The 19,666-nt window shown below is 51.1% G+C and carries 13 protein-coding genes and 2 pseudogenes; 14 read left to right on the top strand and 1 reads right to left on the bottom strand.

Annotated features, from left to right (window positions below):
* Positions 1-84: 84 nt before the first annotated feature.
* Both XI25_RS05305 and XI25_RS05310 read left to right on the top strand, forming a co-directional pair.
* Positions 85-441: a DUF3243 domain-containing protein gene (locus XI25_RS05305; RefSeq protein WP_046677679.1), complete on the top strand. Its 357-nt coding sequence runs from the start codon at positions 85-87 to the stop codon at positions 439-441.
* Between the two features lie 196 nt (positions 442-637).
* Positions 638-1,882 (top strand): hypothetical protein, encoded by a 1,245-nt coding sequence (locus tag XI25_RS05310; protein ID WP_052759457.1) that lies wholly within the window; start codon positions 638-640, stop codon positions 1,880-1,882.
* A 35-nt stretch (positions 1,883-1,917) separates the two neighbouring features.
* Here the strand turns inward: XI25_RS05310 and XI25_RS05315 are convergent, their stop codons facing one another.
* Positions 1,918-2,442 (bottom strand): hypothetical protein, encoded by a 525-nt coding sequence (locus XI25_RS05315; RefSeq protein ID WP_046677680.1) that lies wholly within the window; start codon positions 2,440-2,442, stop codon positions 1,918-1,920.
* A gap of 299 nt (positions 2,443-2,741) precedes the next feature.
* Between XI25_RS05315 and XI25_RS05320 the strand changes: the two genes are divergently transcribed.
* From XI25_RS05320 to XI25_RS05375, 12 genes and pseudogenes are all read left to right on the top strand, one after another.
* The gene (locus XI25_RS05320) at positions 2,742-3,218 is read left to right on the top strand and encodes a glutathione peroxidase (RefSeq protein WP_046677681.1); all 477 of its coding nucleotides are present in this window, start codon (positions 2,742-2,744) and stop codon (positions 3,216-3,218) included.
* 446 nt (positions 3,219-3,664) lie between these two features.
* Positions 3,665-5,023, top strand: coding sequence for an FAD-dependent oxidoreductase (locus XI25_RS05325; RefSeq protein ID WP_046677682.1), 1,359 nt, complete (start codon positions 3,665-3,667; stop codon positions 5,021-5,023).
* Positions 5,024-5,169: 146 nt separating this feature from the next.
* The gene (locus tag XI25_RS05330; protein WP_046677683.1) at positions 5,170-5,778 is read left to right on the top strand and encodes a DUF4352 domain-containing protein; all 609 of its coding nucleotides are present in this window, start codon (positions 5,170-5,172) and stop codon (positions 5,776-5,778) included.
* A gap of 254 nt (positions 5,779-6,032) precedes the next feature.
* Positions 6,033-6,629, top strand: a complete 597-nt coding sequence (locus XI25_RS05335; protein ID WP_046677684.1) for a TetR/AcrR family transcriptional regulator — start codon at positions 6,033-6,035, stop codon at positions 6,627-6,629.
* A gap of 142 nt (positions 6,630-6,771) precedes the next feature.
* Entirely contained in the window at positions 6,772-8,007 is a 1,236-nt protein-coding gene (locus tag XI25_RS05340; RefSeq protein ID WP_046677685.1) for an MFS transporter, read from the top strand.
* 399 nt (positions 8,008-8,406) lie between these two features.
* Positions 8,407-9,273, top strand: coding sequence for a formate/nitrite transporter family protein (locus XI25_RS05345; protein WP_046677686.1), 867 nt, complete (start codon positions 8,407-8,409; stop codon positions 9,271-9,273).
* 482 nt (positions 9,274-9,755) lie between these two features.
* Positions 9,756-11,818: pseudogene (locus XI25_RS05350) on the top strand (molybdopterin-containing oxidoreductase family protein).
* 383 nt (positions 11,819-12,201) lie between these two features.
* Positions 12,202-13,178 (top strand): annotated as a pseudogene (locus XI25_RS05355) (ABC transporter permease).
* A 30-nt stretch (positions 13,179-13,208) separates the two neighbouring features.
* Positions 13,209-14,108, top strand: coding sequence for a carbohydrate ABC transporter permease (locus XI25_RS05360; RefSeq protein ID WP_046677687.1), 900 nt, complete (start codon positions 13,209-13,211; stop codon positions 14,106-14,108).
* A gap of 66 nt (positions 14,109-14,174) precedes the next feature.
* Positions 14,175-15,866 carry an extracellular solute-binding protein gene (locus XI25_RS05365; RefSeq protein WP_046677688.1) on the top strand — a complete coding sequence of 564 codons (1,692 nt, stop codon included), beginning with the start codon at positions 14,175-14,177 and terminating at the stop codon, positions 15,864-15,866.
* A gap of 186 nt (positions 15,867-16,052) precedes the next feature.
* Positions 16,053-17,627 (top strand): response regulator, encoded by a 1,575-nt coding sequence (locus tag XI25_RS05370; protein WP_046677689.1) that lies wholly within the window; start codon positions 16,053-16,055, stop codon positions 17,625-17,627.
* On the top strand, positions 17,627-19,459 hold the full coding sequence (locus XI25_RS05375) for a sensor histidine kinase (protein ID WP_046677690.1): 1,833 nt from the start codon (positions 17,627-17,629) through the stop codon (positions 19,457-19,459). The genes XI25_RS05370 and XI25_RS05375 overlap by 1 nt, the downstream gene beginning before the upstream one ends.
* The last annotated feature ends 207 nt before the right edge of the window (positions 19,460-19,666 follow it).

Genomic DNA, 19,666 nt, shown 5'->3' on the forward strand with positions numbered 1-19,666 from the left:
GGTGAACCATTTTGATTCAAGAAGGGGTCCGACCGGTTAAGTACAGTACGTTACCATAGTCAATAATTACAAGGAGGCGTTTCCATGTCTGAACATAATCATGTTGTGAATAAAGAAGGCGAACTGGATATGAGTAAGATGGATGACGCAATAAGCCGGATTGACGATGGGGAAAGGGATCGGATTCTTTCCAATTTCGATTCCTTCAAATCGTATTTGCACAAACGCATACAGCTGGCGCAAAGCATCGGGCTGGACGAAGAGCAGATTGCCAAGGCTGCCGAGAAAGTGGCCGGTTATCTGGCTGCGAACGAGGAGCCTCGCAACAGCGAGGAGAAGCTGCTGCAGGAGCTGTGGAAGGTCGGCTCGCAGGAGGAGCAGCACAAGCTGGCCCACTTGCTCGTCAAGCTAGCCCAGGGTGGTACGGACCATAAAGCATGACCTTAAAAAACCTTCCCCGGTTCCGCAAACGGGGAAGGTTTTTTTTAATGATCGTGAGAGACGGCTCTCGTCCATTGAGTAAGACGACGAAGCGGTTACTATCCATACTAGCGCATAGTAAGCGGTAGACTTTTTATATGCGCAGGGAATAACATGATATTATACAGAAACGGTCTACTGAGAAAGGAGTTGCCTGATGTCGGCGATGATTCATAAGCAGCGACAGCGAAAGATGCAGCCTTTTTATTGGATTCTCACGTTTGAAATGATCACGCTTGGAATGCTGGTCGGTCTGGCTTTGGCCGTAGGGCCGCTTTTCCTGCTTTCGCGTTGGCCATCGGGCTGGATGCTGCTGACGCTGCCTGCCGTGCCTGCGGGCGTATGGATCTTTTATAAACTATTTAAAAACTTGGCGGAACGTATCTGGCTAAACAGGCATCTAGATCAGTACATGCTTTACGACGACAGAGTAGAGTTTCTCCTGTGGAACCGGGAAACCAAGGAAGCGATACGGGGCAGCGTGCCGGTCCGGGATATCAAGGAAATGTATTACGGAAGGCATCTCATGCTGTACAGCTATGCCTATAGGGAAATGAAAATGACCGAGAGTGCCCCCATGGCGGAGCTGCTGCCCGTACTGCACCTGATATACAATGAAGGCTTGAAGGATAGGCTGCTGGCCATTCCTTTCATCGACATCATGGAAGCGAACCGGTGGCTTGAGGTTCTCGCCCCAAGGGGCATCCCGCTGTGGTTGTCTTCCCTCCTCATTCACGACCCGCAGGACGAATCCGCTCCGGCCATGCTCAGGGAAGACATGAACCGGGTTCCTGCGGAATTCGACGGCAATATCGAGCGTGAGTTCCGTCCCTATATGGAACGGAAGATCCAAGAGCAGGAAGAACGCGAGCCTACCCCAGAGGAGCTTGAAGAGGAAATCCGGCAGCGTGAATACATAGAGAATGAGAGGAAAAGAAAAGCCGCGTTTCCCAATATCGGTCCGTTTGCCTGGTTGACATTTCTGCTGCAATACGGCTTAGGCTGGTGGATATTCGATAAAGCCGCCAGCGGGGACATCGAAACGGCCGGGCCAATCTATCCCATGAGTCTTATGCTGGTGACCAGCGTGATCTTTTTTGTCTTGGTGAAAAGAATGCGTTGGCTTCAGATGCTTATTTTTCAGGGAATATCCTTTGCCACCCTATTTATTCTTGACCTTCAACTCGGCTCGTGGAATGAGAATGACCCTTTATATGATACGGGAGGGTCATTGCTGGGTTCGGTTTTTCTTTATACCGCATTCATTTGGATTCCCTATTTGATCCTAAAATTTTTGCGGCGCCGCAGGGATGCCGATGACCGCCCTTCCGGGAAGGGGGGCGGAGAAAAGACGGAACAAGGGGAGTCGGTCGTCGCGGATCAGAGCCGCCTTCCTATGTAAGCCGGGGAACATGCAGACAAAAAGCGCAGCCGCCGTTACCTGGGCTGCGCTTCAAATATGTACGTGTAAGTATCCATGGGACGCGAGGTGAATGTGGAGTCGATTTTCCTTTTTTCACCGGGTTGAAGCGAAATGTCCCTGTAGGTTTCGGTAAAGACCTCTTCATCATTTTGATCGTATACGGTAACGGAAATGCTGCCTGTAAAGGGCTGGGCTTCATGATAATTGCCGGCGTAAACCAGAAGGGCGTTGTCATCGTCTTCATCGGCGAACGCTCCGACGTGAACGATCACTTTTTCCTCGGATCCGGCACTCTTGGCTTTCTCGTATTTCTGGTCCAGCGCTCCCAGCATTTTTTCCTCTCTATGAAGGTTTTCCTGGGTTATCAAACCGACGGGGATCGTGACGATGCAGTAGAAGATCAGGAGCGAACTGCCGGTGCTTTTCAGAATCGTCCTTCTGTCATAACCGCCTATAATCAAGGCGATGAAGGCAATAAGCGTGAGGATGAGCGCGGCCAGATGCCAAACGGAGAAAAACATTTCGGGATATAATTTCATCGGGGAACCTCTCGTTGGAATTGATTTTTTACCGGGCTTTGCCGAGTCGAACACTTTTATATTAATGCACATTTGCTGCACAGACAATCGGACGAAGGGACCCAAACCGTGCAGTGCTTATAAAAATGGCCTTTTTCGGGGAGTTTCCACCCGAGAAAGCGGAAGAAGCGATCGGTCTGTATGTGAACAGAAGCCGGTCATTTGGATATACGAATTCTTTCGGCTATGATGGAATTAGGTACTGACGGTGCCGTTCAAAGCTGCATATCGCAGAATCTATACATACGGGGAGGGAAAACATGTCAATATTTCAATTGAATGCGGCCGATCCCGCAGGCCGCGAAGTATCCCTTGAAAACTACAAGGGCAAAGTTTTGGTCGTGGCGAATACCGCAAGCGAGTGCGGTCTGACACCGCAGTATGGGGAGCTTCAGAAGTTGTACGATCAATACCGCGGATTGGGGTTGGAAATTCTCGCATTCCCATGCAATCAATTCGGCGGTCAGGAGCCGGGTACAAGCGACGAGGCAGCTTCTTTCTGCCAGCTGAACTATGGCGTCACATTTCCGGTGTTCGCGAAGGTTGACGTGAACGGCGAACAAGCTCATCCGCTCTTCGGTTTTCTCAAGAACGAGAAGCCCGGCGAGACGCCGAATGGCGATATTGCCTGGAATTTCACGAAATTTCTCGTTGACAGGGAGGGACGGGTCGTTCATCGATTCGAGCCGAAGGAATCGCCCGAAACCATGAAAGCCGCAATTGAGGCGCTGCTTTAAGCCTGGACATTAGGATTCTAATTCTCGGTTCTATATTATGCAAAAGACCACCGGGTCGGCTCATCGCCGCTTTCCGGTGGTTTTTTGGTTGTTAAAACTTATGGATGAAATGAATCATCACCGCCGGGAATACCCGTCCGCAAGGTTCCCCGTCCGCAAGGTTCCCCGTCTGTCAAGCCGCCGGGACGAATACAGGATTGTACAGAGGACACTCCAACGACAATGGTTCCTGATATTGTCAAGTTGTTAGCTCATAAAATGATTGTGAAAATGTGAACAATATGTGAGAAGTGATATGGAACTATTGTAATGTGAAATAAATCACACTATAATAGGATCCATACAAGAAGTGAATAAATTCACAAATCGATTGAACTAGCATGAATCGTTCCCGTTCAGATCATCTTAAACACATCACATAAAGATCCATTGGAGGAGGAACCCTAATGAAAGTAGCAGTGATTGGATGTACCCATGCCGGAACGGCAGCCATCGTGAATACCGCCAAGCTTTATCCCGAAGCGGAGATCACGGTCTACGAGCGCAATGATAACATCTCCTTTTTATCCTGTGGTATCGCTTTGTATGTCGGAGGCGTGGTGAAGGACCCTCATGGGCTGTTTTACTCTTCGCCTGAGAAACTCGCCGAGCTCGGCGTTACCACGAAAATGAGACATGAAGTCGTTTCGGTGGATGCGGAAGGGAAGACGCTGAAGGCGCGCAATATCGTGACCGGAGAGATTTTTGACGACACATTCGACAAACTGATTGTCACGACAGGCTCATGGCCGATTGTTCCGAAGCTGGACGGAATCGATCTCGAGAATATATTGCTGTCCAAGAATTACCGCCACTCCAATACGATTATTGAAAAAGCGCGGCAGGCCAAACACATTACGGTCGTGGGGGCAGGCTACATCGGCGTGGAGCTGGTGGAAGCGTTCCAGACCAATGGCAAGCAGGTTACGCTGATCGACAGCGCCGACCGGATTCTAAACAAATACCTGGATTCGGAGTTCAGCGCCAAGATCGAAGAATCTTTCCGGGACAAAGGGATTGAGCTGGCACTCGGTCAGACGGTGAAATCGTTTGAAGGCATGGACGGCAAAGTCAGCCGGGTAATCACGGATAAAGGCGCCGTCGAAACCGATCTGGTCATCCTATGCATCGGCTTCCGCCCGAATACGGAACTGCTGAAGGATCAGGTCGACATGCTGCCGAACGGAGCCATTATCGTGGATAAATACATGGAGACCAGCAAAAAGGACGTCTTCGCTGCCGGAGACAGCTGTGCGGTTCGTTACAACCCGACCGGTAAAGCCGTTTACATTCCGCTGGCTACCAACGCGGTCCGCATGGGTACCCTCGTGGCCCGCAATCTGGTGCGGAAAACGACGGAGTATATGGGAACGCAGGGAACGTCGGGCCTCAAAATATACGGCCTTAACATTGCTTCGACCGGCTTGACGGAAGGGGCGGCGCAGGATGAGAAATTGAACGTGGATACCGTAACGATCACGGATCATTACCGTCCGGAGTTTATGCCTACCTCGGAATCCGTTACCCTGAAAGTCGTATTCGATAAGGAAAGCCGCGTGATCGTTGGCGCCCAAATCATATCGGAGGCCGATCTGACCCAGTCGATGAACACCCTGTCGGTATGCATACAAAACCGGATGACCATCGATCAGCTGGCTTTCATCGATTTCTTCTTCCAGCCGCATTATAACAAGCCTTGGAATTTCCTGAACACCGCCGGGTTGGAGGCGCTGCCGGAGATTAAGACCGAGCCGGTTTATGTTTAATCCGGATCACGTTAAGTTCATACGATGACGACAGTCCCCCTGCAAAGGGGGGCTTTTTGTTTTGAAATTGGCAGGAATCTGGAAGTTTATGGCGAATTAAATAGTGTCGGCAGAGAGCGTAAACGGAATAGGAGGAATAAGAGACCATGGAAAAGCGTAAATGGTTGCTTTATACAGCCGTCATTTGCGGGCTGCTGCTTACATCGGCCTGCTCCAACGATAAAGGAAAGGATGATGCCGAAGCCCCGCCCGTTGTTTCGGAATCCGGCGGCAACAGCCAGGAAACGGGCACGAAGCCTCAAGACCAAGAGGAAGGGAATGCCGGTGCCGAGGACAAACAGGAAGTTCCGGAAGACGTCAAAAAGGCATCCGATGAGCCGGCGGCGATCGGCGAGGCCTTGAATTATCACGGCATGATCGTAAAAGTGAACGGAATCCGGGATTCGAACGGAGACGATTATTTGAAGCCTAAAGCCGGGAATACCCTGAAGGTACTCGATATTACGGTGGAGAACCGAAGCGATGCCGAACAGGTGGTATCGTCCGCGAACTCTTTCGATTTGACGGATGAAAGCGACAAGAGCTACATGGAGGCCATTACATCCGACATTAAGCAGAGCCTCGACGGCACATTGGCGCCGGGTCAGAAGCTGCAGGGGGAAATTGCTTACGAGGTGGGCAAGGACGTCAAAGGCTTAAAGCTTTCCTATGGAGATCCGCTTAAGGAAGGCCGGGCTTATTGGGCTTTGAACTGAACGGGTCATGAATGGATTTCACAGCGGAGGGATGCCGGAAGCGGCATCCTTTTTGCTGTAACCCGTGTAATTCGCAAAGTCCGGGAAAGGATAAGCCTGTACGGCATTGACCGGAAAATCAGGGTGGACAAAGAGGACGCGACCCCGCTTTACAAGATGATAATCATCGATTAAAATTAAACCGTACGGTCGGTTTTTTTAAAAGAAGTCCCGGTTACGTTATCAGTTTCGGGATAAACCCATGGAGGATGATCATGACTACGGATAAAGCGCAGAAAAAACGCGATCTGATCCTCGACAAAGCGAAAGAGCTGTTTATCCAGCGGGGATATGCCGCTACCTCAATGGATGAGTTGGTTCGGTATATCGGAGTCAGCAAGGGAAGCATATACTACCATTTCAAGAGCAAAGAGGAGCTGTTTATTCAGCTGCTCGCCCGGCAAAACCGGGAGTGGATCAACGCCTGGATGGAGAAATCCAGCGTCTTTTCGAGTTTTGAAGAGAAGGTATACGGCATAGCCGATCATATGGTGGATGATTTTCAGAATCCGCTCGTTAAGGTAGGGGAAGAGTTCTATATCAGCCAGCCGGAGAACCAAGACCTGCTGAACCAGATTTTGCAGATAATGCAAGGGCCGCGGATGCTTTACCGGGACATTTTTGCCGAGGCTGCAAAAGAAGGGCTTCTGCCGGAAGAGGATCTGGATGAGATCGCCGTCATTTTTTCCTCGATGCTGGACGGTCTGTCCACCTCGTATTATGAACGCTCCAGCGACGAGCTTCGCGTGTTATACCGGAGGAGCGTCGGTTATTTTCTATATGGCATACTAGATGCCAATAAAAGCAAGTAGACCTGAATGGGAAAGACCGGGGATATGAGTGAAAGCTTGATCGGTCGGAAGGCCTTATTTTTTGGAGTAAGGCTGCCCTTCCGTCGACACATACTAAACCGACTGGTCGGTTTGAAAAAATGAAGAAAGAATGAGGTACCCTATGAAACATCTGTTCTCAAATCGTTCGTTCGTCCTCCTGATGCTGTCGGATTTGCTCCAAAATGTCGGGATTTGGATTCGCAACATGGCATTGTTGTTTTTTATTATGGAAAAAAGCGGAGGAGACCCGGTCGCGGTCTCCTTGATCACCGTCATTGAATATGCTCCGATTTTTCTGTTTTCCATCGTAGGCGGCGTTTTGGCCGACCGGTGGCGCCCCAAACGGACGATGCTGTGGGGGGATATCCTAAGTTTTCTGTCCGTACTGCTTATCTTTTTTGTCGTCGCTGCAGGTTATTGGCAGGCCGTCTTTGTCGTAACGCTGGTATCGGCGATCGTCTCCCAGTTTTCGCAGCCGTCCTCCATGAAAATCATCAAACGGTGCTTGCCTGACGAACATGTTCCAGCCGCCACGGCTTTGTCGCAAACGATGATGTCGCTCTTTGTGATTGCAGGCCCGATTGCGGGCACCGCGATTTTCCAGTCGTTTGGCCTGGAAGCTTCGCTTCTCAGCCTGTTGGCCGTTTTTGGAGGCTCGGCCCTTCTCGTGGCTTGCATTCCGTCTTCCATCGATAGTTCAGTGGACGGCTCCGCCGAAGAAAAGAGCTCTTTCGTGAAGGAGCTGCGCGAGGGAATGTCTTATGTTGGAGCCAGCCGGATGTTGAAATTCATGCTGATTATTTATGTGATCCTTGCGCTCGGATCGGGACTGATTCAGCCGCTGGATATATTTGTCGTAACGAACCGCCTTCACCTGGACATGACCGGCGTGCAGTGGTTCACGGCGTTGGAGGGCTTCGGCATGCTGGTCGGGGGCGTTACGGCGGCCGTTATTGCCGGACGGCTGAAAGGCTCGGTGCTATTGTTCAGCGGGTTGGCATTTCTGGGGGTGTCTACCTTTGTCGAGGTCCTTTCCGTTTGGCCGCTGCTGACAGGGACCCTGCGGTTCCTTACGGGGTTCCTTCTGGCACTGGCCCAGACGGCCTTGACGGCGGTCATGATCCGGCAGGTCGACGAGAAATTCGTAGGCAGACTGAACGGCCTGATGACTCCGGCATTTACCGCGATGCTTCTGATCGGGTCCGGAAGCACGGGCGTGTTTATGGCCTCCACTTCGATATTCGCGGTGTACTTCACCGCCGGGATCCTTTTCCTGATGGCATCGCTTATCAGCCTCAGGCTTCCTTTCTCGGCCGAGCCGGCTTCTACTGCTTCGCCTGCGGTGAGGGAAATTTGAAAACTTTCGCAGGTGAGGGACACTGATAATAAAAGGGACTGCCTCGTTCAGGCCGGATGATCCGGCTTTGGGAGGAGTCCCTTTTTCGTTGGATTCAAATCCGGATGCGCCTACAGCAGCAAGATCATACCCTGCGATACCGAAATGAGGCAAGAAGAGATTCAAACGTGACATAGTTTACGTTGCAAAAAACGAGGATGCGTTAGAATAAAAAAAAACGTCTTTATCGACGTACTTTCAACGTCGACAGACCGCATGAGCGGAAGCTCTTTTCGTGCTATCGGAATGAAGGGAACTTTCGACGCTTGACCTTTTGATATTATGAAATAAAAATAGACTATTTTCAGAAAATAACGCCGCCGCTGGGAAATAGAGAAAACAGTAAAAGGGGATGGAGAGATGGCATACTATAAACCGCATCAAATCGCGGAAATTACGGTAGAAAACGGGGTGAAAAAGGCGCATAACCGCCTGCCCGCGGTACTGATTCTCGGCTTTTTGGCAGGGGCGTTTATCGCGCTCGGTTTTCTGCTCGATATCCGGGTTATTGCCGGCATGCCGAAGGAATGGGGCGGGCTGCCCGGATTTATCGGGGCCGCGCTGTTCCCGGTCGGGCTCATACTGGTGCTTCTGGCGGGGGGAGAGCTTCTTACAGGCAACATGATGGCCGTTTCCCTGGCCAAGGCGGCCAAGCGCATCTCCTGGGGCGAGCTGTTCAAAAACCTGGCGCTGATCACGGTCAGCAATTTTATGGGCGCCTTGTTTGTCGCTTACTTTTTCGGCCACGTCGTCGGTTTGACCGGCAGCGGCGTTTATCTCGACAAGCTGGTGGATATGGCGGGACACAAGCTGGATGACGGGTTTTTCCAAGCCTTTATTTCGGGGATCGGCTGCAACTGGCTCGTAGCGCTTGCGGTGTGGCTTTCTTACGGGTCCGAGCAGATGAGCGGCAAAATCCTGGGCATCTGGTTCCCGACGATGGCGTTTGTCGCCATTGGATTTCAGCACGTGGTGGCCAACATGTTTCTGATTCCGGCGGCCATTTTTGAGGGCTATTACAGCTGGGGCGAGTATTTGAAAAACTTTGTTCCGGTATGGCTCGGCAATATGACAGGCGGAGCCGTGTTTGTGGCGTTGGCCTACTGGACGGTTTATTTAAAGGACGCCAAACCGGCGGGCGCAAAAGGCGCAGCTTCACAGCCACCGGCCAAGGCCCAAGCTTACCAAGCGGAAGCGGCAGCCTCCATGACTCAAAAGCACGCTTAGAATCGCATGAAAATACGGCGTTAAGCAGCTTGACTACAGCGGCTTCGCGCCATCATCATAAAAAAACGCCTATCGACGTACATTTTCAAAGAAGCAAGACCGCATTTAGCGGAAGTTTTTTCTTGCGATACAGTATTCCATATCTATAATAAATTCGCCATGCCGGGTCTCGGGGGAAGAAACGCGGCATGGCGAATTTTTTTGGGAGTGGTCCATGATACGGCATCAAAGAGGAAGGGTCTGGGTTCCTCTTCGCTGCTCTTGTTACGAATTTACCCGGCCTCCGGTGAAGTGAAACACCTTTAAACAATATTTTTTGAGAAAATCAAAATCGCCCCACGTTCCAACGCCCGCGTCCGGTAATCCGGCCTTTAAGCACGTGGTCCTCGGGGGTGATGAGTTCCGCCGCCTTTACGCGAAACGTTCTTCGCTTTAAGATAAAGGGAACGGATATGACCATCATCAAAGGGGAGAAGGCGAAAATGATAGAGGAGTTAAACGGCGTGTTTCCTGCGGTCTGTCCGCTCGACTGCCCGGATACCTGCGGGCTGTTGCTGCATAAGAAGGATGGAAAAATCGTTAAAGTTGCGGGCAATCCCGATCATCCCGTTACGCAGGGCGCGATTTGCAATAAGGTACGGAACATGGCGGAACGGGTATACCATCCGGAGCGGCTTTTGCATCCCCTGCGGCGGACAGGTCCGAAGGGCGAAGGGGCCTTTGAGCGGATCAGCTGGGATGAGGCCATTCAAGAAATTACGGAGCGCTTTAAGGCGCTGTCCGAGGAATATGGACCCGAGAGTATTTTGCCTTACAGTTTTTACGGTAACATGGGTGTACTCAGCGTAGACGGCATGGATCGCCGCTTCTTCAACGCCCTGGGTTCGAGCAAGCTGAAGCAGAGCATCTGCAATTCCGCAGGCACTGCCGGCTGGAAGTCGGTCATGGGCTTTAACGGCGGCACGATCCCGGAGGAAACGGTTCACGCGGATGTCATTATTGTCTGGGGCGGAAACATTGTCAGCACGAACATGCACCAGGTGGTGTTGACGGAGAAGGCGCGAAAGAACGGGGCTCGGGTCGTGGTCATCGATGTGCACCGGAATCAGACCGGGCAGTGGGCGGACTGGTTTATCCCCCTTCACCCCGGAACGGATGCGGCCCTTGCCGTGGGGATCATGCATATTCTGTTCCGGGACGGTCTCGTCAATGAAGAGTTCATGCGGCGGTACACCCTGGGCCACGAGGAACTGCGGACCCATGTGAAGGAATATACGCCGGAATATGTTTCTTCCGTTACAGGCATTCCGGCGGAGGATATTGAAAGGCTGGCCGCCATGTACGGCGGGGCGGAAGCGGCCTATATCCATATCGGAAACGGGCTGCAGCATCATGATAACGGCGGTTTGGCCGTGAGAAGCATCGCCTGCCTGCCGGCCCTCACCGACCATTGGCTGAAGCGCGGCGGCGGGGCGTCGAAATCGAACGGCGGCTATAACAGCATGAACGACGAAGCCCTGGAACGGCCGGATCTGCGGCCGAACCCCGAGGCGCGGACAATTAATATGAACCGGATCGGCGAGGCGCTCGCGATGACGGACAAGCCGATCAAGGCGCTGTTCGTCTACTGCAGCAATCCGCTGGTCGTAGCGCCTGATACCGAACGGGTGCAGAGCGGATTTGCCAGGGAAGACCTGTTTACGGTCGTGCATGACCTGTTTATGACGGATACCGCCAAATATGCGGACATCGTGCTGCCGGCGACGTCATCTTTTGAAAACACCGATGTGTACAGCTCTTATTGGCATCAGTACATTCAACTGCAGGAGCCGGTCATCCCGAAAGTCGGCGAGGGCAAAAGCAATGTGGAGCTGTTTTCCCTGTTGGGACGGGCCATGGGCTTTAACGATGCGGCATTCTCCGAAACCGAGGAGGACATGATCGCGCGTGCGCTGGATCATCCCGCCAATCCCTACCTGAACGGGGTTACCCTGAGCGGTCTGAAGGAGTTTCGTTACGTGAAGCTGGATATGACGCCTTATGCTTCCTATCTGGACAATCTCCCGACGCCGTCGGGACGGATCGAGCTGTATTCCGCCGCCTTGGAAAAAGCCGGGCTGCCGTCGCTCCCGACCTATGTGCCGCTGAAGGAAGGCTATGACGGAATCCGCCGCGGGCGGGGGCGGAAGTATCCGCTGATGTTCATCTCGCCGCCAAACCATAATTTTTTGAATTCAACGTTCGCTAACGTGCCGAAGCATCAAAAGCTTGAAAAAGAGCCGTTTTTGCAAATCCATCCGGAGGATGCGGAGGAGCGCGGCATTCACGACGGCGATGAAGTGACCGTATGCAACGACCGCGGAACGTACGAGGTGCGTGCCAAGGTGACGGCCAAAATGCTGCCCGGCACGGTTGTCAGCCAAGGTCTCTGGTGGGAAAGCGAGGGCCGCAAGCAGCGGGCCAACGCCCTAACCTCGGACAGGCTGGCGACCTTGGCCAAGGTGCCACCTTCTTTTCTACGGTGGTTGAGGTTAAACGGAAATAGATTGGGTTCGGTCGGAACCGGAGATCGAGCACCCAATCCATCTCCCGGAACATGGCACATATAGCTTTGCAATAATTTAAAACCGTCAGGGGAACGAAGCATTCGATGAATTCCTGACGGTTTTCTTCAAATATGTGCTATTTGCGGCTACGGACTGTCCTGCGGGTTGATAAAACCTCGGGGCAGTTTTTATTTTTTCAGGATGCGTGAACCGCTAAACGTCCTGTAGAAGTATAAAAAATCAGTTTTTTGTTATATAGTTTGAACTATTTTCCAAATGTAGAATGATCTTAAGTCCGGGGCCCGGCGGCTGTTTGCAAAGATGGAAGCGTCTGCAAGAGACAGCCGAACGAGGATGATCAACATAACACGGGAGGGAGAACATGTCCCAAGCCAGAACCAATCCCGGCAAATCGCCGGTACAGCCACAGTCACAAACGCACAGCAAAAGCCTCTTCCTGCGTTTTTTGAAGCAATGGGATGTCCAACTGATGGTCATTCCCGGAATTATTCTCGTTTTTATATTTTCCTACCTGCCGATGTACGGGGTGCTGACCGGATTTATGGACTACAACCTGTTCACCGGCTCAAACATCTGGGAAAATCCCTGGGTAGGTTTTAAGCACTTTGAAGCCTTTTTTAACGCGCCGGAGTTTGAGCGGTTGATCCGCAACACGATTATTATCAGTTTGCTGAAGTTTGTCATCGGTTTTCCGGCACCGATCATCCTAGCGCTCATGCTGAATGAAGTCCGGCACATGTTTTTCAAAAGGATCATTCAAACGATTACCTACCTGCCTCATTTTCTTTCGTGGGTTATCGTGGCAGGTCTGACCATGGCGATGCTCTCCACGGAAAATGGAAGCGTAAACATGGTTCTGCAGCAGGTGGGAGCGATAGACGAACCGATCAACTTCCTCTCTTTGAAAGAATATTTTGGTCCATCCTCATTTCGGTCAATGTGTGGAAAGAAATCGGATTCGCTTCGATCGTGTATTTGGCGGCGATCGCCAGCATCGATCCGCACTTGTATGAAGCTGCGGACATTGACGGGGCCAGCAAGTTTAAGCAGATCTATCTGATCACGCTGCCATCCATTATGCCGGTTGTCGTTATCTTCATGATTCTTGCCATTGGCAACCTGCTCAATGCGGGCTTCGAAGACATCCTTCTTTTGGCGACCAATCCGGTGCTTCGGCCGGTATCCGACGTCATTGACACTTACGTTTATCGTGTGGGCCTTGGGACGCATCGCTATTCCTATGCGGTTGCCATCGGCTTATTCAAGGCAATTATCAGCATCGGATTGCTTACGATTGCGAATTATCTCGCCCGCAGATCCGGTAACAGCTTATGGTAAGAGCCAGTCATCGTCCGCAGGAGGTGCGACATGTTAAAAAGAATCAGCTTTAGCGACAGGGTCATGCTTGTCGTGATCTATATCTTGCTCAGCCTACTCGCCTTCTCGGCGCTGTATCCGTTCTGGAATGCGATCGCCGTATCGTTCAACGTGGGCGTGGATACCGCAAAAGGCGGGATTACTTTCTGGCCGAGGGAGTTCACATTGGAAAATTATGAGATCATATTGAAAGACGACCGTCTCATCAACGGATTTCTGATCTCCGTAGCCCGCGTCATCGTCGGGACGGTTAGCTCCATATTTATGACTGCCCTCCTGGCGTTCGGAATGACCCGGACATACCTGATCGGACGCAGCTACTACATGGTGTTCTTCGTTTTTACGATGTACTTTAGCGGGGGATTGATTCCAACCTATCTCCTGATCCGTTCACTGGGCATGATGGATACTTTTGCGGTGTTCATTATTCCCTCTTTGATCAGCGTGTGGAACATGATCATTTTCCGTACCTTCTTCAAGAGTCTTCCGGCCGGGTTGGAGGAATCCGCCAATATTGACGGCTGCAGTACATGGGGCGTATTTTTCCGGATTATTCTTCCTCTGTCCGGACCGGTCATCGCAACGCTGGCTCTGTTGACTGCCGTCGGGCACTGGAACGACTGGTTTTTGCCGAGCATTTACATCACCAACGAGAATTTGCTGCCGATCCAGACGATATTGCGGCAAACCTTGAACGCCAACATTGTAACCGGGCAGAGTTCCGCGCTGGATAGCGCATCGCTTGCGATCATACAGAAGACAAAGCAAATCACGTCGAAATCGCTTACGATGGCGATGATGATCGTGGTAACTATGCCGATTATTCTCGTCTATCCTTTCTTGCAAAAATATTTTGTCAAGGGCGTGCTGGTAGGCTCGCTGAAAGAGTAGGGTGGGGAACGGTTTAAGGCGAACAGCTTTGAACATATATATTCAGGAATGAGAGGGGTTAAGCGAATGAGAAAGACGAAAAAGCCGCTGTTGATCATGGTATCGCTGTTTCTGGTACTGGTTACGGCATTAGCCGGATGCAGCAAGTCAGGGGACGGCAGCACGCCCAATCCTGGAACAACCGTGAACAACGAAGGCAAAAAGGAAGGAAATGAAGAAAAACCAGCCGAAAATACCGGCGGCAAATGGGTGCTTGGAGAAAAGCCTTTGGAGTTTTCGGCTTATGCACACTATGCAAATACGGACTTTCCGAAATGGGAAAGCACGCCTGTCGGTAAATGGCTTAGCGAGAACAAGCAGGTCAAAATCAATATGATCGCCGCGGCAGGAGCTCACACTCAAAAGCTTAGCGCGATGATGGCTTCGGATGAGCTGCCCGACATGATCTGGACCGACCGCGATCATCCGGATATGGAACGGCTTCGCAAGGCGGGAAAGCTGGTGCCGTTTGATGATTATCTGGATAAGTATCCCAACCTGAAAACCTGGATGGGCGACGATCTTAACTTGCTGCGCGCGGAAGACGGCAAGCTGTACAGGTTCCCTAACTGGTATTCATCCAATCCTTACGGTAATGCAGGTTATGTCGTCAACAAAAAAATCTATGAAGAGCTGGGATCGCCCAAACTCGAAACGACCGACGATCTATACGACTATCTGGTCAAAGTAAAAGCGAAATACGGCGACAGCATCGTTCCGTTCGAGCCGCATCGGGCTCAGGAAATGCAGGGACTGGGCGTTCTGTATACGGCATTCGGCGAAGGCGCGCTTTACACGCATCTCAACAGCGGCTTGCGTGCGGTTCCGAAAGACGGCAAGCTGACGTCTCTGCTTACCGATCCGGTATTCCGGGAAGCCCAGAAATACATCGCGAAGCTGTACAGAGAAAAACTTATTTCTCAAGATGCTTTTAACCAAACCGAAGACCAGGTATTGGAAAAAGTCATGACCGGAAGAGTAGCCGTGTTTGCCGGCGCCAGTCCGACAGACTTTGCCGGCAAAGCCCAAGAAGAATTGATCAAAGAAGATCCGAACGGCGGATATTTCATGATCTGGCCAATACACAAGCCGGGACTCGACAAGAATAAAATTTACCCGGGCACGTACACGAGCTTTGGATGGAATGCAGCCTATATTACTACGGCCGCCAAAGACCCGGAAGCGATCTTCGCCTTTCTTGACTGGTATACAGGTCCCGAAGGCATGAACGTTCAATTCTTCGGTCCGGAAGGCAAGAACTGGAAAGGCTTTGACGCTGAAGGCAAACCGAATTTCCCGGATACGTATGATCCGAAAGAAGTAGCCGATATTCAATCCAAGAATACGCCGGTTATGTTTGTAGGGAATACGAGTTACATCGATCCGGCCAAATACAAATACATGGCAAAACTTCCGTTCGAGCAGCAGGATTGGAGAACGCGGTATCAGCAAACGATCACTTGGCCTACCCAGTATAACGTTACGGAATTCACCAACCTTAACCCGGAACCGGAGTCTGAAGAAGGCGTCATTCAGGCGTCCGTAGATGAAATGTTCCTGGAGATTTACGCCAAATCGGTTATGGCGGGAAGCGACGAAGAAGTCGACAAAATTCTCGATCAAGGCAACAAGGATTTGATGGACCTCGGTTATGAAAGGCTGCTGGAATGGCGTACGGTTAAGTGGCAGGAAAATGTTGAAAAAATGAAGCAAAAATAATGTAATCCCATGGAGCCATCCCAAATAACCCTTTGCGGTTTTTTGGGATATCTCCGTTTTCGAGACAATATATCTTTAAACTGATACCCGGTTCGATATCTTTCGTGTATGATGATAGACAAACTCTGCGAATTTCAGTCGGAAAAATAGAAGGCTCGTTGGTTACGATCTTTTGGGGGGATTCGCTTGTATAACGTATTGTTGGTGGATGATGAAGAACTCGATCTGGAAGGAATGAAACGGTTCATCCCCTGGTCCGAGCTGGGCATGGAAGTGAAAGGAAGCGTAAACAATGCCTTGTCGGCTTGCGAGATTATAGAGAAAGAGCCGATCGACATTTTGGTCAGCGACGTCAATATGCCGTATATGTCCGGGCTCGAGCTGGCGCGCGTTGCCCTGGAGCGAAAGCCCAATATGAGGATTATCTTTGTCAGCGGCTATCAGGAATTCAGTTATGTCCAGCAGGCGTTATCTTTGAAGGCGTATAACTATGTCCTGAAACCGATGAATGACAGCGAACTGGTTTCTTCGCTGCTTAAGGTGAAGCGGGATCTGGATGAAGAGTCCAAGCAGCGCGAGGTGGAGATGGCTTACGAGGAAATGATCCCGATCGTGAAAAGCGATATCCTCATCCGGCTGCTGGAACGAGATGAGCATGGGGATAACGAATCGTTATCCAAACTGTACCATTCCTTTGGTTATGGCCAAATGAATTGGCCGATCCGCGTTGCGGTAATGGAGCTGGACAATTTGCCGTGGAAGCAGGGAGGCTTTATCTCGCAGCGGAAAATGTCGCGTATTTTTCTGGAGCAGCTGTTTGAGGCGATCGGGAGTTTCGGCATGATTCCGTACTGCAAGCTGTCGACCCAGCGGGTCGCGCTATTGCTGGAGGAACGTCATGCAGGCGCGATGGTGAAGAAGCTGTGCGATGCGGTACAGTCTCATTTGCCGGCATCCATAACGACGGGACTGGGGGAGCCCGTTCATGAGGCGGAACAGCTTCAAATGTCCTACCGGCAGGCTATTGAAGCCGTGGAAGGGAAGATGTTCCTGGGAAAAGGAAACGTGATCAGGTACGAAGACGTCAGTACCGAGCCGGGGATGGTCGATGCCCGCATGCTTGACGAGCGAATGAATACGCTTTTGAAGGCGATGGAGGAGTACGAACTGGTCAAGATCTGCGATGAGACGGATAAATTGTTCGGTTCCATCTCCGGCTTGCGTTCCCGTTTTACGGTTCAAAATATGTCCAGCTACATGATCTGGAAGCTCGACCAGCACCTTAGCAGCGTGAATGAGGACCTGTTCGAGCTGCTGGGCATGGAGATTCAACATTTGGATATTTTGATGCAATTCGAGACGGTGAGCGATATTCGCTCCTGGTTTATTCATCGCATTTTTGAAATCTCCGAGAGGCTGTACGAGAAATCGAACAGCAAGGACGGCAAATTCATCCGGAGCGTGATCAGCCACATGAAGGAACGGATGAGCGAAAATATAACGATCAAGGATATGGCACAACATTTTTCATTTTCGCCGAGCCACATCGGTTTTCTGATCAAGGAAAAGTCGGGAAGCACCTTTAATGAGCTGCTGGTCCAGCTCCGCATGGAGAAAGCCTGCGAGCTTTTGAAACAGCCCGGCATCAAAATCTATGAGGTGGCCGACCGGGTCGGGTACCGGTACCTTCCTTATTTCAGCAGGCAGTTCAAGGAAAAATTCGGCATGACGCCCATGGAATACCGAAAGAGAGAGAGCTAATGGTGGAACGCTGGAAGCCAAACCCGAGGGAAAACCAAGCAAAGCGCGGTTATATACCGATCGGATATAAACTGATGCTGACCTTTATGGTATTTATCCTGATCCTGGTATCGGTAAATTTTTATATATCGAACTCCATGTATGACGCTTCCATGCGAAGACAAACCCGTACGAACATCCAGGGGACGCTGATGCAAATCCGGGACAACGTGGCTTATAAGGTGAACGATATCATTCAAACGTCCGCCACCTTGTACGATGACCATTCCTTGGTGCAAAGCGTAAGAAGGAACCAGTCGGGGCTTAACAACTATAACCGCATGAACAAGGTGATCATCCCGAAACTGGAAAGCGCGGCGAAGGCGATCGGGTTGAACCTGAGGTTGTCCGTCTATTTTCGAAACAAAACGGTCGATGAAAGATACCGGATCTGGGAGGACGACGATGATAACAAGGATTTTTCCGAGCAGACCTATGATATTTACCATATGAGCCGGATTCTCGATAAGTCTTGGTACCTCACGCTGCCGAGAGAGAAATATAACGTGACGATGCAGTGGAAGCAGGTGGAAGAGGATCAAAGAGACGGACGGATCTCCCTGATCAGGCGGATGGTAGATATGAGCAATCCCTTGAAAATAGAGGAAGTCGGCGTCATGCGGTTCAGCGTGCGGCTGAATGAGCTGTTCGACAGCGTGGATTACGCCAAATTGGGAGAAGGCAGCATGCTTTCTGTCATGGACCCTGCAGGCAGGATCGTGTTTACATCCGGAAAGATTCCGGAGGAGTATGACGGGGACGCCGATAAGATGAGCAAGTATTACTTGTCGACGGAGATGGCCGGACAGCGAAAGCTGACCATTGAGGAGGAACTGCCGCAGCAAAATTGGAGAATCGTCGCCCATGTTCCTCTGGACATTATTGAGCAGGAAGCCCAGCGGGTTCGATACTATTTCATCATGATCTGCATCCTGTGCGTTGTACTGTTTACCTGTACCGGATTTCTGATTTCTCGCTATTTCTCCAAGCGGATTACCAAAATCGTGTCGGTGCTTAACGCCTTTCGCGAAGGGGATCTGCATAAACGGATCACTTACCGGGGAAAAGGGGAGTTTTCCCAGATCGCGGTCGCGCTGAACGAAATGGGAGAGGACATTGAGTCGCTAATTAATAAAGTGTACTTGACCCAACTGCAAAAGAAAGAAGCGGAGCTTGAAATGCTGCAGTCGCAGATCAATCCGCATTTTCTGTACAACACGCTGTCCTCGATCAACCAGCTGGCGAAATTCGGGGAAATGGAGAAGCTGCAAAGCATGGTGATGCAGTTGGCGCAGTTTTACCGATTGACTTTGAATTCAGGGAAGACCATGATTCCGATCGCTGCGGAGATTGACCAGGCTTCGGCATACTTGGACATCCAAAAGGTGAAGTACGGTCGGCGGATGGAGGTAACCTTTGATATTGACGCGGATATTTGGCCTTATGAAACCGTGAAGCTGATCCTTCAGCCTTTCATCGAAAACGTGCTCAAGCATGCCTGGAGCGGAGACCGAATCCACATCGGGATTTCCGTCAGGAAGGAAGGGGACTCGATTATATATCGGGTCATTGATGACGGATTGGGCATGAAAAAGGAGAGAATTCATAAAATATTCGACCCCCGGGATGACAGCCATACGGGCTGCGGCATTCGCAATATCGACCAGCGGGTGAAGCTTCATTATGGCAGTGAATACGGGGTAACGATCTATAGCCGGGAGGGAATAGGCACGACCGTCCAAATTCGTATTCCGGCCAGAAAGAGGGTTCTGCCGGTCCGAAGCGGAGGATGAGGAGAACGGCTGCTGCCTGGTAGCAGCCGTTCTTTTTCAAGATATAAGAAAGTATAAGCTTCGCAGACGCGGCTTCCTTATACCGCAAGAAAAACTTCCCCAAATGCGGTCTGTCTTCCATTTTCTTATGGATTGGTTTAACCATCCTGGCCTCCCGAGTTTGGCGGCGGCGCTGCCGCGCGACGGTCAGACCGGTAGTGATGGGAT

Origin of the sequence: Paenibacillus sp. DMB20, assembly GCF_000987955.1 — a bacterium.
In the GTDB taxonomy this organism is placed as follows: Bacteria; Bacillota; Bacilli; order Paenibacillales; family Paenibacillaceae; genus Paenibacillus_AQ.

Bases quoted from the DNA above. Each gene is read 5' to 3' on its own strand.
- XI25_RS05305 (WP_046677679.1), top strand. From the start codon at position 85: ATGTCTGAACATAATCATGTTGTGAATAAAGAAGGCGAACTGGATATG.
- XI25_RS05310 (WP_052759457.1), top strand. From the start codon at position 638: ATGTCGGCGATGATTCATAAGCAGCGACAGCGAAAGATGCAGCCTTTT.
- XI25_RS05315 (WP_046677680.1), bottom strand. From the start codon at position 2,442: ATGAAATTATATCCCGAAATGTTTTTCTCCGTTTGGCATCTGGCCGCG.
- XI25_RS05320 (WP_046677681.1), top strand. From the start codon at position 2,742: ATGTCAATATTTCAATTGAATGCGGCCGATCCCGCAGGCCGCGAAGTA.
- XI25_RS05325 (WP_046677682.1), top strand. From the start codon at position 3,665: ATGAAAGTAGCAGTGATTGGATGTACCCATGCCGGAACGGCAGCCATC.
- XI25_RS05330 (WP_046677683.1), top strand. From the start codon at position 5,170: ATGGAAAAGCGTAAATGGTTGCTTTATACAGCCGTCATTTGCGGGCTG.
- XI25_RS05335 (WP_046677684.1), top strand. From the start codon at position 6,033: ATGACTACGGATAAAGCGCAGAAAAAACGCGATCTGATCCTCGACAAA.
- XI25_RS05340 (WP_046677685.1), top strand. From the start codon at position 6,772: ATGAAACATCTGTTCTCAAATCGTTCGTTCGTCCTCCTGATGCTGTCG.
- XI25_RS05345 (WP_046677686.1), top strand. From the start codon at position 8,407: ATGGCATACTATAAACCGCATCAAATCGCGGAAATTACGGTAGAAAAC.
- XI25_RS05360 (WP_046677687.1), top strand. From the start codon at position 13,209: ATGTTAAAAAGAATCAGCTTTAGCGACAGGGTCATGCTTGTCGTGATC.
- XI25_RS05365 (WP_046677688.1), top strand. From the start codon at position 14,175: ATGAGAAAGACGAAAAAGCCGCTGTTGATCATGGTATCGCTGTTTCTG.
- XI25_RS05375 (WP_046677690.1), top strand. From the start codon at position 17,627: ATGGTGGAACGCTGGAAGCCAAACCCGAGGGAAAACCAAGCAAAGCGC.